Annotated in this window: 18 protein-coding genes; 3 read left to right on the top strand and 15 right to left on the bottom strand. The window is 30.9% G+C overall.

Annotated elements, in window-relative coordinates; all coding sequences use genetic code 11:
- Nucleotides 1-78: 78 nt before the first annotated feature.
- The 11 genes from IR152_RS03405 to IR152_RS03355 form a co-directional block, all read right to left on the bottom strand.
- Nucleotides 79-465, bottom strand: coding sequence for a desulfoferrodoxin family protein (locus IR152_RS03405; protein WP_227450403.1), 387 nt, complete (start codon nt 463-465; stop codon nt 79-81).
- Nucleotides 466-502: 37 nt separating this feature from the next.
- Nucleotides 503-892, bottom strand: coding sequence for a Fur family transcriptional regulator (locus IR152_RS03400; protein WP_227450402.1), 390 nt, complete (start codon nt 890-892; stop codon nt 503-505).
- 31 nt (nt 893-923) lie between these two features.
- Nucleotides 924-1,460 (bottom strand): rubrerythrin, encoded by a 537-nt coding sequence (rbr, locus tag IR152_RS03395; protein ID WP_003418513.1) that lies wholly within the window; start codon nt 1,458-1,460, stop codon nt 924-926.
- Nucleotides 1,461-1,833: 373 nt separating this feature from the next.
- Nucleotides 1,834-2,616, bottom strand: coding sequence for an ABC transporter permease (locus IR152_RS03390; RefSeq protein WP_227450401.1), 783 nt, complete (start codon nt 2,614-2,616; stop codon nt 1,834-1,836).
- 9 nt (nt 2,617-2,625) lie between these two features.
- Entirely contained in the window at nt 2,626-3,396 is a 771-nt protein-coding gene (locus tag IR152_RS03385; RefSeq protein WP_227450400.1) for an ABC transporter permease, read from the bottom strand.
- Nucleotides 3,380-4,303: an ABC transporter ATP-binding protein gene (locus tag IR152_RS03380; protein WP_227450399.1), complete on the bottom strand. Its 924-nt coding sequence runs from the start codon at nt 4,301-4,303 to the stop codon at nt 3,380-3,382. Before IR152_RS03380 ends, IR152_RS03385 begins: the two co-directional genes overlap by 17 nt.
- Before the next feature lie 146 nt (nt 4,304-4,449).
- Nucleotides 4,450-5,385 (bottom strand): sensor histidine kinase, encoded by a 936-nt coding sequence (locus IR152_RS03375; RefSeq protein ID WP_227450398.1) that lies wholly within the window; start codon nt 5,383-5,385, stop codon nt 4,450-4,452.
- Nucleotides 5,382-6,074: a response regulator transcription factor gene (locus IR152_RS03370; protein WP_227450397.1), complete on the bottom strand. Its 693-nt coding sequence runs from the start codon at nt 6,072-6,074 to the stop codon at nt 5,382-5,384. Before IR152_RS03370 ends, IR152_RS03375 begins: the two co-directional genes overlap by 4 nt.
- A gap of 254 nt (nt 6,075-6,328) precedes the next feature.
- Nucleotides 6,329-7,177, bottom strand: a complete 849-nt coding sequence (locus tag IR152_RS03365) for a PRD domain-containing protein (protein WP_227450396.1) — start codon at nt 7,175-7,177, stop codon at nt 6,329-6,331.
- 27 nt (nt 7,178-7,204) lie between these two features.
- The gene (locus tag IR152_RS03360; protein ID WP_227450395.1) at nt 7,205-8,611 is read right to left on the bottom strand and encodes a glycoside hydrolase family 1 protein; all 1,407 of its coding nucleotides are present in this window, start codon (nt 8,609-8,611) and stop codon (nt 7,205-7,207) included.
- A gap of 178 nt (nt 8,612-8,789) precedes the next feature.
- Nucleotides 8,790-10,667, bottom strand: coding sequence for a beta-glucoside-specific PTS transporter subunit IIABC (locus tag IR152_RS03355; RefSeq protein WP_227450394.1), 1,878 nt, complete (start codon nt 10,665-10,667; stop codon nt 8,790-8,792).
- Between the two features lie 335 nt (nt 10,668-11,002).
- Between IR152_RS03355 and IR152_RS03350 the strand changes: the two genes are divergently transcribed.
- On the top strand, nt 11,003-12,190 hold the full coding sequence (locus IR152_RS03350; RefSeq protein WP_227450393.1) for an MFS transporter: 1,188 nt from the start codon (nt 11,003-11,005) through the stop codon (nt 12,188-12,190).
- A 25-nt stretch (nt 12,191-12,215) separates the two neighbouring features.
- Entirely contained in the window at nt 12,216-12,908 is a 693-nt protein-coding gene (locus IR152_RS03345; RefSeq protein WP_227450392.1) for a FadR/GntR family transcriptional regulator, read from the top strand.
- A gap of 71 nt (nt 12,909-12,979) precedes the next feature.
- On the opposite strand, the gene IR152_RS03340 is transcribed toward IR152_RS03345, so the two are convergent.
- The 4 genes from IR152_RS03340 to IR152_RS03325 all read right to left on the bottom strand — a co-directional run bounded on the left by IR152_RS03340 (nt 12,980) and on the right by IR152_RS03325 (nt 15,606).
- A complete protein-coding gene (locus tag IR152_RS03340) occupies nt 12,980-13,282 on the bottom strand; it encodes a PTS sugar transporter subunit IIBC (protein ID WP_227450391.1) in 303 nt (100 codons plus the stop codon).
- Nucleotides 13,283-13,303: 21 nt separating this feature from the next.
- On the bottom strand, nt 13,304-13,714 hold the full coding sequence (locus IR152_RS03335) for a universal stress protein (protein WP_227450390.1): 411 nt from the start codon (nt 13,712-13,714) through the stop codon (nt 13,304-13,306).
- Between the two features lie 233 nt (nt 13,715-13,947).
- Nucleotides 13,948-14,460, bottom strand: a complete 513-nt coding sequence (locus IR152_RS03330; protein WP_227450389.1) for a flavodoxin family protein — start codon at nt 14,458-14,460, stop codon at nt 13,948-13,950.
- 135 nt (nt 14,461-14,595) lie between these two features.
- Nucleotides 14,596-15,606: a DUF4116 domain-containing protein gene (locus tag IR152_RS03325; protein ID WP_227450388.1), complete on the bottom strand. Its 1,011-nt coding sequence runs from the start codon at nt 15,604-15,606 to the stop codon at nt 14,596-14,598.
- Nucleotides 15,607-16,108: 502 nt separating this feature from the next.
- Between IR152_RS03325 and IR152_RS03320 the strand changes: the two genes are divergently transcribed.
- Entirely contained in the window at nt 16,109-16,453 is a 345-nt protein-coding gene (locus tag IR152_RS03320) for a hypothetical protein (protein WP_227450387.1), read from the top strand.
- Nucleotides 16,454-16,481 lie beyond the last annotated feature (28 nt).

Genomic DNA, 16,481 nt, shown 5'->3' with positions numbered 1-16,481 from the left:
AATTTATATAAATTTATAGGAGGCTATTTGTATGAAAATACATTTATAGCCTCCTTTTTGACCCAATTTATTTAAATATTACAATTCAGCCTTCCATAATCCATGTAAATTACAGTAAGCATATGCAGAAATTACTTTATCATCATCATTCAAAGCAAATTTAACTATAGATTCTCCATCTACTGCTAGACACTTACGTTGACCACCTTGCTCAGTCATAAGGTATACCCATGCTATGTGGTGTTCTTTAGTCATTGGATGAGTGGCGCTACTTACTTTAACAGTAACATTATTTCCTTCTACTTCAATTACAGGTACATGCTTTTCAACTGCTGCATCTGTTGTATTAGGAACAAGTTCCTTCATAGGTTTTCCACAACAGAAAATAGGTACACCGCCACTTTGTATCATTCCTACAAGGTTTCCACAAGTCTCACATATAAAAAATTTTTGTTCACTACACATAAACTCACCTCATTAATCATTTTTTAGAATTTGAAAACTAACCTATTTGGCTACATTTTTTACAATTATTACAAATCCCTTTAAAACTTATGTTATAAGATGTTATTTTTATGTCTGTTTCCTCAGATATTAATTCTTTTAAATTATTAAGAACGTCAGATTCTAAATCGTATACCTCTCCACATACTTCACATATGATATGATAATGATTATCTATCCTACCATCAAATCTATCTGGATTTCCTGGAGTACTAACTTTCCTTATAAAACCATGTTCCGTTAACTGAGCTAAATTTCTATACACAGTTCCTAAGCTTAAATTTGGATTATCTTTTTTTAAGTTTTCATATAAGTAATCCGCAGTAGGATGAACCGGATTATTTAATATTTCATTCAAAATCAGTTCTCGTTGTTTAGAAAATTTCATAGTTAACATTCCTTTTTAATAATGATAATTTTTAATAGTTTTCAGCTTTTATATTGAAATATGCCTTTGGATGGTCACATACTGGGCATTTTTCTGGTGCTTCAGTACCTACGTACACATGACCACAGTTTTGACATTGCCAAACAACTTCTTCATCTCTCTTAAATATTTTTCCTTCATTTAAGTTTTCTAAAAGTTTTAAGTATCTTTCTTCATGTTCTTTTTCTATTTTTCCAACAGCTTCAAATAAATAAGCTATCTTGTCAAATCCTTCTTCCCTAGCTTCTTTAGCAAATTTTGCATACATATCAGTCCATTCATAGTTTTCACCTGCTGCTGCATCCTTTAAATTTTCTTCTGTTGAAGGCATACCATCATGTAAAAGCTTAAACCATAATTTAGCATGTTCCTTTTCATTGTTAGCAGTCTCTTCAAATATAGCAGCTATTTGATTATAACCTTCTTTTCTAGCTTTTGAAGCATAGTATGTATATTTATTTCTTGCTTCTGACTCTCCTGCAAATCCTGCCATTAAATTCTTTTCTGTTTTAGTTCCTTTTAAGTTCATAATTAATTCCTCCCTTTTTTAATAATAGTAATGATTACTATTTCTATATTTATATAATATATCAATTTCCACTTTTTGTCAACTATATAATATTATTTTTTTTATTTAAATATTCTTACTTTCAAATGTATTATTTAAACATGTATTTTAGGATATACTTAATATAATATACAACATATACATAACAGTGTCCGCCCTTGATACTACACCTATCGTAAGTATTAAGATGGTCGTGATTTAAAATATAAAAAGAAGCGACAGCTCTGAAAAATCAAACCTGTCGCTTCTTGGATACATGGTCATACAGCTACCGTACAACAAATTTTTTCTTTGTAACTGACCGGTAGCTTAAATAAAAGAAATAATATTGATTTTATTTATGAGAATACTTTTTATGCTTTGTCCCTTTTTTCTTAGATGTGGTCATAACTTTATCGTAATTTGGTGTAAATGCAAGTAAAATGGTTGTCAGGATTAGAATTACGACCAAAGTCACAACTCCAATAAGTGGCTGATAAACACTACCCGTACCATTATCATATCCAACTAGACCAAGCCCTGCTGTGATTGGATAAAAGTCTGTCAGATTCCTTCCAGCAACAAACACACCACAGAATCCGTAGACAAATGCAATCCCTACTCCTGTCAGAAAAGCATTTTGTTTATGACCAAAATAAGCAATAATCGGCAAAACAGCAACATAGCAACACAAATTAACAGCCAAAATCTGACCTAAGGATTTTACAACGAGTGTAATGGATATATTAATATTGCAAAATATCAATCCCAAAATAACTGTGCATAAGAAGCTGAAAAGACTTAGTAATATGGTAAGTCCTCCAACCATAATTAATTTTCCTGCTAGCAATTTTCGTAATGAAATTGGAACAGTCAGGATGTTCTTTAAGGTTTGGTCTGTATATTCTCGGTTAATAAGATATCCTCCAATAATCGTAATCCCAAAGGGAAAAGCAAGGCTGAAATTGTTCCAGATAACCCCGTTTGCAAAACTCTCATACGTTAAAGGGTCGCTTCCGTGGGAACTTACAATCTGGAAAAGTGCCAATAATACAGAAAACAGAGCAGCGACAACACCAACCCATAGAATATTGTATCGTTTTATTTTTTGAAATTCCGTAATAATTATATCAAGCATAGATACCTCCTAATTCTCCTGCTTCTTATAAATCATACAAATTAGCAGGGTTGCCACAATTGCTATCAAACATAAAATACCTACACAAGCAGGAGTTGAGAGTAAATATGGCTGTCTAAGCGCCGTATATTCACCAGTGGGATCTCCCCAAGATGCCATCCACCAACGCATAATAATGGGAGCAGGTAATACACTTAATAGCGGGTTATTTGGTTCAAAATTAATAAGATTTAAAGATATACCAAAATTGAAAATAGTATATGCAAAAGAAAGTATTATGGAAAAAATATAACTGCGATTGAAATATACAATGAGTACCACAACCGGAAGTGCAGCAATAAAAAACATAGTTCCAAAAGTTATACTCATTCCTAATTTTACAACTATCCCCTCTACTGTTCCAATAAAGAAACCTCCAATGATGGTAGCTCCTAAGCCAGCAACGGAATAAAACAGTGATATCACCAGAATCACAGCCAGTTTTGCCAGAGCCATTTTTCCTTTTGGCACTGGCACTGTTGCAAGATTTTTTAATACGTCATTATCCCTTTCTGTGAAAAACAGCTGGCTTGCAACAATGCTCAATACAATTGGTAGTAGCAAAAAATATCCAAAATTGATAACTAATTTGAACAATTGCTCAAAGGGCAAGTTGTCCTTTGCAATCAAAATTGTTGCGGGAATTGGGAATAGGCAAGCACCTAAAATAGAAATCAGGATAAATTTTAACCGCTTAATTTTTGAAAATTCACATAAAATTAGATCAAGCAATTCCTTCACCCCCTGTTACTTTCTTGAAGTAATCTTCAAGAGTATCCTCGCACAAATGAGATTCTGATACATTAATGTTGTTTTGAATGAAAGCGCGATTTATTTCTGCAACTGAAACATCTGTATCATAAAGCATAATATTGTGATTGTCTGCTACTTTGAAATTTTTCAGGTTAAGCCTGATTTCCAGAAGCCTTGCTGCCTGTGCTGCATCAGATACAGCAAAATGTATGTATTTACTGTTTTTTTCTTCCAATTGGGCAAGACTTTCTTCCTCCAATAAAATGCCATGGTCAATAATACCTATGTCATCTGCCAATAAGGAAATTTCAGAAAGAATATGGCTAGAAATCAAAATAGTTTTGCCTCGTTCTGTGCAGAGATTACGAATAAACTTTCTTACTTCTGCAATACCAATAGGATCAAGTCCATTGATAGGTTCGTCCAAAATCAACAGTTCCGGGTCGTGCATAATGGCGAGAGCAATCGCCAGCCTCTGTTTCATACCGAGAGAATATTGAGAAAATAGCTTTTTGTCATTGTTGGGTAAACCTACTACTTCCAGCGCTGATTCTACTGCATTTTTCTTTGGTATTCCCCTAAGTCTCGCAAAGATTTTGAGATTTTCTGTTCCAGTCAGATTAGGATAAAAACCTGGTGATTCAATCAAACATCCAATTCGAGGAAGAAGTTTCTTTTCGTTCTTCTGAATATCTTGACCAAAAATTTTAATTTCCCCATTAGTTGGTTTTGTTAGACCCAATAGCATTTTCATAGTAGTCGTTTTACCAGCACCGTTTCTTCCCAGTAAGCCGTAAATACGACCTTTCTGAACGTGAATATTCAAATTAGAAACGCTCTTTTGAGCGCCATACTGTTTAGTGAGATTTTTTGTTTCAACAATTAAATTATTCATATATAGTAAAAGCCTCCTTTGTTTATCAAAATAATCATACCACTTCAATCTTGCATTAACCTTACAACAACCTTGTATTAACCTTGCAACTTTAGAACTTACAAAAAATCCCCATGTGAATACATGCCACCTGGGGAGAAATAGCTTTATATTAATGGTAATCTCACTGTAAATACGGTGTACTTTCCAATGTCACTTTCTACGGAAATCTGACCTCCCATTCGCTCCACCATTTGGCTGACGATAGATAAGCCAAGACCACTGCCTTTTTCTGAACGCCCCTTATCACACTTGTACAGCCTCTCAAAAACGTGCTGTAAATTTTCTTTGGCAATCCCAACACCATTATCTTCAACACGTAGTAATACCATTTTAGAATCCTCACTCATGGTAATCTTGATTTGGCTAGCCTGACTGTGAGCAATAACATTCTGAACCAAATTATTGACCACACGTGAATATCCATCTGAATCGAGATTTACCATGAGTTGCTTTTCTGGGATATCAATTTCAAAATCCAGTTTCTTTTCATGGAAGATAGGAATCCAGTCTTTCAGAATATTCCGTGACAGCTCTGCAATTTCCACAGATTCTATTGACAGCGTAAATTCATCAGAGTTCAATCGGAACCAGTCAAAAAGAACATCTATATATTCCTTAAGATCGTAAGCTCTGCGCCTAGCGATTTCAATATATTCCTCACGTTCATCTCCCATGACGATTCCACTGTGTACGGCATCTAGATAGCCAATCAAGGTTGTTAATGGTGTACGAACATCATGAGATAGGCTAGTCATAAGTTGCTTGCTAGCTTTATCCGCCTTTTTCAGAGAAATCAGCTTATTTTCATAATCGTAGACAATCTCATTAAACTGATAAACTAAGGGAGCCATAACATCAGATGGCTTAACTAGTACTTTGCGATTTTCATTTCCACTTTGTATATCGGCAAGTGTTTCTTCTATATCTTTTAGGCTACGCCGAATATGCCCAAGCTTGGAAAAAGCAAATATAGAAAGGAGAAGTAGACCAATCGACAACAAGAGCAACAGGGGAATTACTGTTTGCACATCCATTTTCATACCTCCTTGTTGAATTGATACCCAATCCCTTTTACAGTTTGCAGATAGATGGGAGATGACGGGTCTAGTTCAATTTTTTTTCGCAGACGGCTGATAATAGCCATGATATTGCTGTCATCATATACATAGGGTTCACCCCACACTGCTTCATAAATCTGTTGCTTCGTCAGAATCTTTCCCTGATGCCTTGCACAGAAAAGAAGCACACCGAATTCCTTGGGCGGAAGCAACATAGGTTCGCCATTTGTGGTCACTGTATGCCGGTCAAGATCAATCAACAAACCTTTAAAAGAGAGTTGCTGAGGTTCTTCATTCTTTGGATTAAAACGGGTATAGCGTCGGATTAAAGACAGAACACGAGCATTAAATTCGGCAATCTCAAATGGTTTAGTCATATAGTCATCAGCACCAGCTCGTAATCCATGCACTTTACTGTAATTATCGCTTTTTGATGTCAACATTAATATGGGAATACTGCTGTATTTTCGTATTTGTTCCATAGTTTCAAAACCATCCATACCTGGCATCATTACATCGAGAACCACTAATTGATAATCTTGTTTTGAAAGTTCAGTCAGTCCCTCTTTCCCGGAATGACAATAGTTCGCTTCAAGCTGTTCAATGGAAATGCTCTTTTTTAGCAAAATACAAAGATCTTTATCATCATCTATAATTAAAACTTTATTCATCTAAATCCTCCTTTCTATCCCCATTAGTATATTTCATCATCTCGAAAAAATCAAGCGTATTATAAATGTGTTTAAACAAAGCAAGCACGCTAATCAAAGCTATAATGATATAAGAATTCAAAAAAGGAGTTGGCTTAAAATTTGATTAGAAAAAAATCAATTTTGAGACAACCCCCCTAAATAATTCAATTATTCAGATTTAAAATTTAGTTAATCTTTAGTTTTTTATAATATTACTGATATATTAAGATATTCTAACTATTTTCATCTAATTCTCCTAAAATCTTATGAATATGAATCATCAAATATAATTCCTCTTGTCTTGGCAATTCTCTAGAGTACTCTTTGTATATATAAGCTCCTATCTTTTTCACACATTCATATTCTTCCTTACAATTTTTTTGAACTTGTTCATATATAAAATCTATCTTTTCTTTTGATGGTTCGTTAGCTAGAAATCTTTGTGAAAAGGCCTTTAGATGCATTACAAATCTCCTATAATAAAATGATTCTTTATTATATACAATAGAAAAGTGATAATGAACTATTTGCAAAATAGCATTTACAATTTTGGCACTTCTCTTATTTCTATCACTATAAGGATTGTCTTGTTGTGCATTTATAAAATGGCCTGCTATATTACCAATCTCTTCTTCTGGTAGTTCTAAACCAAGAACCTCCTTAAAAACAGTAATTGCATATTTTCCTATATCATATTCTTTTGGATTAAACTCCTTAATTTCAAACAAATAGTGATTCTCAATCATTATACCTTCTTTAAAGCGTCTCACTGCAAAGGCTATGTGGTCAGTTAAGGACAAATATATATGGTTCATAAGTTTTAAGTTATATTTTTCTGTTCCATATGCAATTATCATTTGAGCTATACCAAAGTATTCTGCATCTATTTCTGATGCCAGTTGTATAATACTCTTTTTTATATTTTCATCATGAAGAACAAAAGTTTTTTCTATATCTTCTTTATTTAACTCAGCCCCAACCTTATAATTGTGACCAATACCTTTCCCCATCAATATTATTTCCTCACCATTATTATCCTTTGCAAGTAGCAACGAATTATTTAATACCTTTGTAATGTACATACTAAAACCCTCAATATATATTTATGTTTATTTTGTTATTCCATTGTTCTTTATAACTTCTTTGTACCAGTAAAAACTATCTTTCTTTATTCTTTTTAAATCTAAAACTTCATGGTCTGTTCTGTTTATATACACAAGTCCATAACGTTTATTGAAACCTTGTGAAGAACTTAAAAGGTCTGTAAATGACCATGGACAATATCCAATCATCTCTACACCATCTTCAATAGCTAGTTTACATGCATTTATATGACTTCTTAAATAATCTATACGATAATCATCATGAATTTTTCCATCTTCTAATACATCTTTAGCTCCAAGCCCATTTTCTGTTATTATAACAGGTAAGTGATATCTTTGCCAATATTCATTTAGAGCAACTCTAAGACCTGATGGGTCTATTGCTGCCCCATACTCTGAAGCCTTTAGATTAGGATTCATAGACATTTTAAATAATCCATACATACTAAAATCAACAGTTCCTTCTCTTAACCCAAATGGATGTTGTGAGTCTTCTGGTAAAGCTTCTGCACAATTTGTTCTATAGTAATTTACAGCTATAAAATCCATTTTAGACTTTTTAAGTATTTCTTTATCCCCATCTTCCATATGAGGAATTATATTTCTTTTTTCAAGATAATTCATATAGTATCCTGGATACTTGCCATAATGATGCATATCAAGCATATAATACACTTTGAAGTTATCATTCATTCTAGCTGCATACACATCTTCTGGTCTAGATGTAAGAGGATATGTTACAGATGATGATACAGCTGCTCCAATTTTACTGCCTTTTATCATTTCATGGCATGCATTAACTGCCAATGCATGTGCCAAACAAAGATTATAATCCATCTGAGCACGCATTTTATCTATCTTCCATGAATCTGTTTCATCATATATGTTAATTCTCTCTTCTACTCTGACAATTAAATTCTGCTCATTATGAGGTTGCCAATACTTTACTCTATCTCCAAAATGCTTAAAGCATATTTTAGCAAATCTTTCAAAAGCATAAACAGTCTCTCTACCTTCCCAACCATTGTATTTCTCTACTAGTGTAAATGGAAGGTCAAAATGATATAAAGTTACGAATGGCTCAATATCGCACTCTATTAGTTTATCTATTATTTTATTATAAAAGTCTATACCTTTCTGGTTTATTTCTCCTTCACCATTTGGAATTATTCTTGCCCATGAAATTGAAAAACGATAAGTTTTCATCCCTAATTCTTTCATTAATTCAATATCTTCTTCATAATTATGGTAAAAATCTGATGCCACTTTAGTATCTGCCTGTAAATGAGACTTTTTAAAAGAATTGTAGTCAGCTACTGTTTTTCCTTTATTGTCTTTATCCCAAGCTCCTTCCACTTGAAATGCAGAAGATGATGCTCCCCATAGAAAGTCTTTTGGAAATCCTGTATTCATAAATATTTCTCCTTTTTATATTGATTATTTTCTTTATTGACTCATTGCAAGAAGTTTACTCTCTATATTAACTATTTTCTTTGTTAATTCATTACAATAAACTTACTTTTATATATATTTAATTATTAATTTATTTATTTCTATTTAAACTAACTTACTTATCTCTATTCAAATTAATCTAATTACTAGCTAATACTAATGAAATTATATTATCATTGGTTGAAACATAACTAGATTTACAAGAAACTACTTGTCCAAAGTCAAATGTATTGTTTACTATAACTGGTGTAGTTACATCGTAACCAGCCTTTTTTATTTTATCTATATCAAAGGATATAAGTTTATCACCCTTCTTCACTAAATCCCCTTGATTAACATGTTTTGTAAAGTATTTGCCATTTAACTCTACTGTATTAATTCCAACATGTATTAACATTTCTGCTCCATTATCTAATTTTAATCCTATTGCATGCAATGTTGGAAATAAAGAAGCTACTTCACAATCAGTAGGAGCTGTTATTACTCCTTTTGTAGGTAATACAGCTACACCTTCTCCCATAGCTTTTGATGCAAATACATCATCCTTTACTTCTGATAATTCTATACATTCTCCCTCTACAGGCGAAGTTATATCAATAACACCATCTTTCACTTCTACTTTTATAGATGAATTTTCTTTATTAGAAGATTCTTCTAAATCTTCAAACCCAACTAGGTAAGTTGAAATAGCCGAACCAAAAAACGCTATAGCACAACCACCTAAATAACTTAAGAAACCTAATGCACCTGCTTCAGCATATACAGGTATAGTTAAAACACCTTGGTTTGCAAATGCATTACCATAAGCTCCACCCATTCCCATTATGGCACCTCCAATTGCACCACATATTACAGCACATACCATAGGTTTTTTTAGTCTAAGATTGGCACCGTATATTGCAGGTTCAGTTATGCCAAATAACGCTGTTATAGTTGCAGACATAGAAATTGTTTTTAATCCTTGATTTTTAGTTTTAAAGAATACTCCTAGTGCAGCTCCTGCTTGTGAAAAGTTTGCAGCCCCTGCAAATGCCAATAAATTTTGTCTTCCTGTTTGGGCAACATCACTTATACCGATTGGTAATAGTGCTCTATGCGCACCAAATATAACCAACACACACCATAACCCACCTACAAATGCTCCACACAATGCTGGGCTTAGTTCATAAATGTACTTATAAGAAAAGTTTATAACATTTCCTATATATATTCCAATTGGTCCAAATAAAAACAATGTTGCAGGTAACATTATAACCAATGATAAAGTTGGAACCATTATTATTTTAATTACCTCAGGTATATACTTTTCTAATGCTTTTTCAACATATGAAAGAGCCCATATAGCAATAATTATTGGAATAACAGATGATGTATACGTAGCTTTTGTTACTGCTAGCCCTAAAAATCTAACAGCTTCTTCACCTGCCATCAAAGCAGTAAAAGTTGGATAACAAAGTGTAGCTCCTAATACCATAGATATTATTTTATTTGCATTAAATACTTTAGCCGCAGTATATCCTAGTATAATAGGCATAAAATAGAATATAGAATCAGCCATAGCATTTAAAATAATATAGCTTTGAGTTTCTTTTATATCTACCCCTTGTTTATTCATATAATACATAGCAAGAACTGATAAAATACCTTTAATCATACCAACCCCTGCTATAGCAGGTATTGTAGGTGTAAAAATACCAGCTACTGCTGATAATATAGAGTTCATTATACCTTGTTTTTCTCCACTTTCATTTTTTTTACCTACTTCATTAGATTGAGGTACAATTTTTATAACCTCATCATATACTTTTTTTACTTTATTGCCAATTACAACTTGTATTTGACCCATACTTTCAACAACAGTTATTACTCCCTCAGTTTTAGATAACTTATCCTTATTCACTTTAGAAGCACTTTTGACTTTAAATCTAAGTCTTGTCATACAATGAGTCACTTCATTTACATTCTCTTTCCCTCCTACATTTAGTAGAATTTCTTGAGCTATATTTTTATAATCCATAAAAAATCCTCCATTTCAATTATCGGCTTTTTGTTTTATGGCCATTTAAACAAAAAAATCGAACCAAATAAATAGATTATACCCATAGTACTCTATAGATAATCTATAAAAATTGATTCGATCTTGCCTGCATTACCAGTAACACGTCTACTGTTATAATATTCAAATTTGTTAACTTTATAGTATCACAAGCGTTTTCTTAATTCAACTATAAATTATAATTTTTTAGTAAATAATAATTATATGTTTAAATTTTTTTTAGCAGAGAAGGTACTTGATTAAAAACTCTAAATGGTATATTATTTACATTATAAAAATACCATATGGAGGATAATATGAAAAAAATATCTAATCAAAAACTACTTTTACTTGCCATTGTCGCGTTTTTCTGGTTTTCACAATATGTATATATACCTTTCCAAAGTCCATATTTAAGTGCGTGCAATGTATCTACAAACATGATTGGTATAATAATAGGTGCATATGGAATCTCACAATGTCTACTAAGACTTCCTGTTGGAGTATTTGCCGACTCCATAAACAAACATAAAATATTTATACTATCAGGAATTTTATTTGCTGGTTTAGCATCTCTTATAAGAGTCTTCTCTCCTGAAGGCAATGGTTTTCTTATAGCTAATATTTTATCTGGAATATCATCATCAACTTGGATTTCTTACATGGTTCACTATACCAACTTTTTTTCTACAGAACATCAACAAAAAGCTACAAGTACGATAATATTAGTAAACAATCTAGGAATGTTGATTGGATTCGTTATGAGTACTTTATTTTATGAAAAATTAGGAATGACAGCCCTATGTATCATGAGTGTATTGTCTTCAATTATTGGAACAATTCTAGCCTTAAACATAAAAAATCATAATTCAAAAAAAATACAAGAAAAAACATCAGTTAAAAAATATCTATCTATCTGTAAGGATAAAAGACTTATATTTTTTTCTTTTATGGCATTGATTCAACAAGGTATTCAAATGTCTACAACAATGTCATTTACTACTCAAATTCTTAAAAACTTAGGTTCTAGCTCTACCCTTATAGGTCTATCTTCTATATTTTACATGGTGTGTGCTGTTGCCTCTTCTGGCTTTGCTTCTACTAAGTTTTGTAGTAAACATGGACCAAAATTTTGGATTCCTCTAGTTTTTATTTTAATTTCAGCTTACTGCTTTTTAGTTCCAACAATAAAAAATATTAATATAATATTTGTGCTACAAGTGTTACCAGGTATATCTACAGGAATACTTCTTTCTTATCTTACTAGCGAATCTATGAAAAATGTACCAAAACATCAGAAATCTACTGCAATGGGCTTTTTTCAAGCAATTTATGCTATAGGAATGTCTGTATTTCCAATGCTAGTTGGTAAAATATCAGAACATACTTCAATACAATATGGATACTTTGTCTTAGCTATTATAGCTATAGTGGCCTCTATCTTGTCTTATACATATTATAAAAAAGTAGACTTAACTCTTAAATATGATATAATACAATCATAAAAAAATTATATGTTTAGGAGTTTTTATGAAAAACTTAAATGCCACTGAAAAAATCATTGATTATATTAAATTAAACATTCTAAATGGAACTTTTAAAATTAATAGTAAATTACCAAGCGAGAGAAAGATTGCTGACCTGTTTAACATAAGTAGAATACCTGTAAGAAATGCCATAAATATACTCTGTAATGAAGGAATACTTAGAGCTGTACCTTACTCAAGCCCTATAGTTGAAGGATTTAAAAAAGTTGACCTGTTTGATGATAATGAAGTCTATAAAAATCATAACATACAAGAATTTTATGTTGAATCTTTAAGAGCAAGGCAACTTATCGAAAGTGAAGCTACTAGATTAGCAATTTTAAATGCTACCTCCAAAGAACTTCAAAAAATAAAATATACTTACTTAAAGTCAATAGAGGAACTGGATAAGGTTTATCAAGGTTTGATGGAAGAATGTTATGATGCTGACTTTCAATTTCACAAAGAAATAATTTTAGCTTCTCATAACCCAATTTTTATAAAGTATTATGAGTTAATACCTAAAACAGTTTCTTCTAACCAATACTTTGGTTTTAAATATAGAAATTCTCTCAAAGACATGATTAGCCACCATAATGAGATAATGATGGCATTTGATAGTAAAAACTCTGACTTAGGTTATACATCAATGTACAATCATTTAGAAGATGTAATTCAGTTATTTCAACATGATTAAACTTCTATTTTACCTTAAATGCAACTGTCATATAAAAAGGTGTCGCTCTATTCTTAGTGCGACACCCACGATTAATTTAAGTCTATTAAAATTTCACTTACTATAGATTTTGCATCCTCTATTATATACTTTGGATCGACTTCATAAAATTCTCTATCTATAAATCTATCAATCTTCTCCATGCTTTCTATAGAATCACTTGTAACAAATAATACTATAGATGCATCTTCTATATCGTAAATAGAAAGTTCATTTTTTATATTATCATTATCTTGAATTTCATAAACTAAATCAAACCCTAAATCATTTGCAGCTGCCTTAAGAGAATTTAAACTTCTTTCACTTTCACAAACTGCCACTATCTTTTTATTCATATTTCAAATACCTCTCTAATTCTACTCCGGTACAATCATCACTATACATTTTGCCTGTTTAACTACACTTGCTGTAACTGAACCTATCATTCTTGTAAGACCTTTTTTAGTAGATTTTGTCATAACTATAATATCTACATTATCTTCTTTTGCTTTTCTAATTATTTCATCTCCTGGATACCCAAAAGTAAAGTGGACTTTAACATCGTACTCTCCCATTATATCTGCTGCTTTGTCCAGGATTCTTCTTCCTAAGTTTTCAGAATTCTTTATCTCTTCCGCCAGGGATATGCCATCAATAAATACTAGTTCTTTTACATTCATTATTTCTACTTCGATTTCATCTTTCTTGAATATTCCTTGTATAAATTCCAAAGAATGCATACTTCTTTCTGTTCCATCAATTGGCACTAATATTTTCTTTTTATTCATGTCACATCTTCCTTTCTCACTTTAGAATAATTAAGTAAAATATATATTCTAAGTTATAAAAATATATAATAAATCTTTACTTCAGGAATTAATATTAATAGTATGTATAATAAATTTAATATTTATTATTGTGTTAATTTTATAATATATAGCTGATAGTGTCAATGAACAAAATTGTAATTAAAAAAATAAAGGATATTAACCTGTAAAACTATTTTCTTTCAACAAATTTTTTAAAACTTCTGCAATTCTTCACACTCTGCAAATAGTTCTTTTGCCTTAGTAGCAATTCTTTCCCCAAATATTTTAGCCTTTTCATCTTGTACTTCTGGACCTTCAACTGAATGTACATGTCCCAAATGTATGAATGGCTTTCCTAAAGAACCACCTCCAGAGTACACAAGCATTCCTTTAACCATCAAGTGCCCTACTATAGTAAGTATTGCAACATCTGGACCTCCACATATATAATCACATGTAGCAAAAACAGCTCCTAATTTTCCAGCTAAATTGACTTTTTTTGAATCTTCATCAAACCATTTTTTTACTTCCCAAGTTGTATTTGCTAAATAAGTAGGTGTTCCAAATATTACTGCCTTACTTTCACTTAAATACTCTAAATCAATATTATCAAGTCTCATAAGTTTAACGTCTACTCCATCCACCTTTTTAGCTCCGTCTTGTATTAGCTTAGCTACCCTTTCTGTGTTTCCACTTCTAGTTTGATATAATATCGTAATCTTCAACTTTAATTCCCCCTTATTTAATAAAAATAATTCATTATATGTCAAAGTATAGCACTAATTTTACTGTACTACAAAGAACTAGTCGATTATTTTTTTATTAACTATTTCCCGTAAAAAACACATAAATTTATTACCTTAAAAAATGCCCAAACTCACTTTTAACTTGCTTATTTCAATTTCAACTATATCTGATATATCTTCAAAAGACATACCTCTATCATAAAGTTTTCCTGCAATTTTGATTTTTGCATTTTCTTCTCCCTTTTTAATCAATGCTCTGTTTTCTTTTTCTATTACATTTCTAACGTATCGCTTTGCAAATGGTTCATTATTATCACATAAAGCCTTGTATTTTTCCTTGTCTCCTTTTACAAAACTAAGTGCCCTTTTATCTTGTTTTATAGCTTCTGTACAAATTTCTTCTGTTTGTTCTTTTACAAATTTTAATGCCATTCCGTATTGTCTTACTGCTTTTAAACAGATACCAACAGTTTGCTCCTTTACAAATTCTAGTGCCAGTCCATTTTGTCTTACTGCTCTCAAACAGATTGTTTCTGTTTGATTTTTTACAAATTTTAAATCAAGCCCATTCTGTCTCACTGCTTCCATGCAGATTTCTTCCGTTTGATTTTCTACCCATTTTAGATTATAGCTACAATGTTTAACTGCTTCCATGCAGATTTTTTCTGTTTGATTTTTTACTCTTACTAGTCCAAATTCGCTATTTCTAACTGCTTCTATACATATTTCTTCTGTCTGTTCTTTTACATATTCCAAAGCAACACCATTTTTTTCAACAGCTCTTAAACATAATTCCTCTGTTTGATTTTCTATATATTTTAATGCTGTTCCATCTTGGTTAATAGCTAACATGCAAATTTCTTCTGTTGGCTCTTCTACAAATTCCAACATTCTCCAATCTTGTTTAACTGCTTCCATACATATTTTTTCTGTCTGATTCTGAATACATTTTATTGCATTACAATTTTGTCTAACAGCTTCTAGACATATCTCTTCTGTTTGATTTTTTATGTATATTAAATTCAATCCATTTTTTCTTACTATCTCTAAACATTCTTCTTCTGTCTTATTATTAAAATCCTCAGTATCTATTGATTCAAATATATCATTTTTATCTTCGTGCATATCTTAAACTCACCCCTTATAAATTTTATAAAATTCAATAAATTTACTCTCAATTTTATTCTATCAAAGAATATAAAAATTTTTGAGTCTTGTTTTTTTTCACAGAATCATTTGCATGTTAAAAAATAAATTAATTGCTCTAATTCCAGTATACAATACCCAAAATATGTGGTATATTTTAACTATAATATATTTTTATATATTATTGTCAGAATATTTAAAGTAAAATTTATATAGAATGTCTTTATTTATATATTACTTAATTTATATATCACTTATATTAAGTATATTTTTCTTTTTTAGTTTTGGGGTTAGTAAGGGGTTAGTAATTTAGATTTTCATAGGATATTATTTTTACAATTAGTTTTTATTTTTATCAAGCCTATTTGTATTATAATTAATAAAACTAAATACGATTTAAATAATTCCTTGAGATAAATTTAATAAAACTTAGAATCCTTATCTAAGCTTAAAGTATAAAATTATTGGGAGGATGTAAATTATGAACCAAATCAAGCGCTTACATGAATTGCAACAAAAATCATACTTAACTAAAGAAGAATTTGATGAATTAAAAAACATCACATATATTGAAAAATTTGAATTAAGAGACGAATGTGATAACTCTTATATTTATACATTTTACACTAATGACAAATGTAATGATATAAAATTTATAAAATCACAATTTATTGTTACACTTATAAAAATTGGTTTCTTATGTGAGTGTGGCGGTGTATTTAGACAAAAGAAAATAGTTGATGAATATGATTACGGATATAATGCTATATACAAATGTGATTCTTGTGGAAAAGAACTTGATAGAGAAGTAGAAAATTATGATTAAATAACAAAAGAGCTATTTAAAATATTTT

The sequence above is a fragment of the Clostridioides sp. ES-S-0108-01 genome (assembly GCF_020662285.1).
GTDB lineage: Bacteria > Bacillota > Clostridia > Peptostreptococcales > Peptostreptococcaceae > Clostridioides.
Note: the sequence above shows the minus strand (reverse complement) of the source record. Positions and strands in the feature narration are given on the sequence as shown.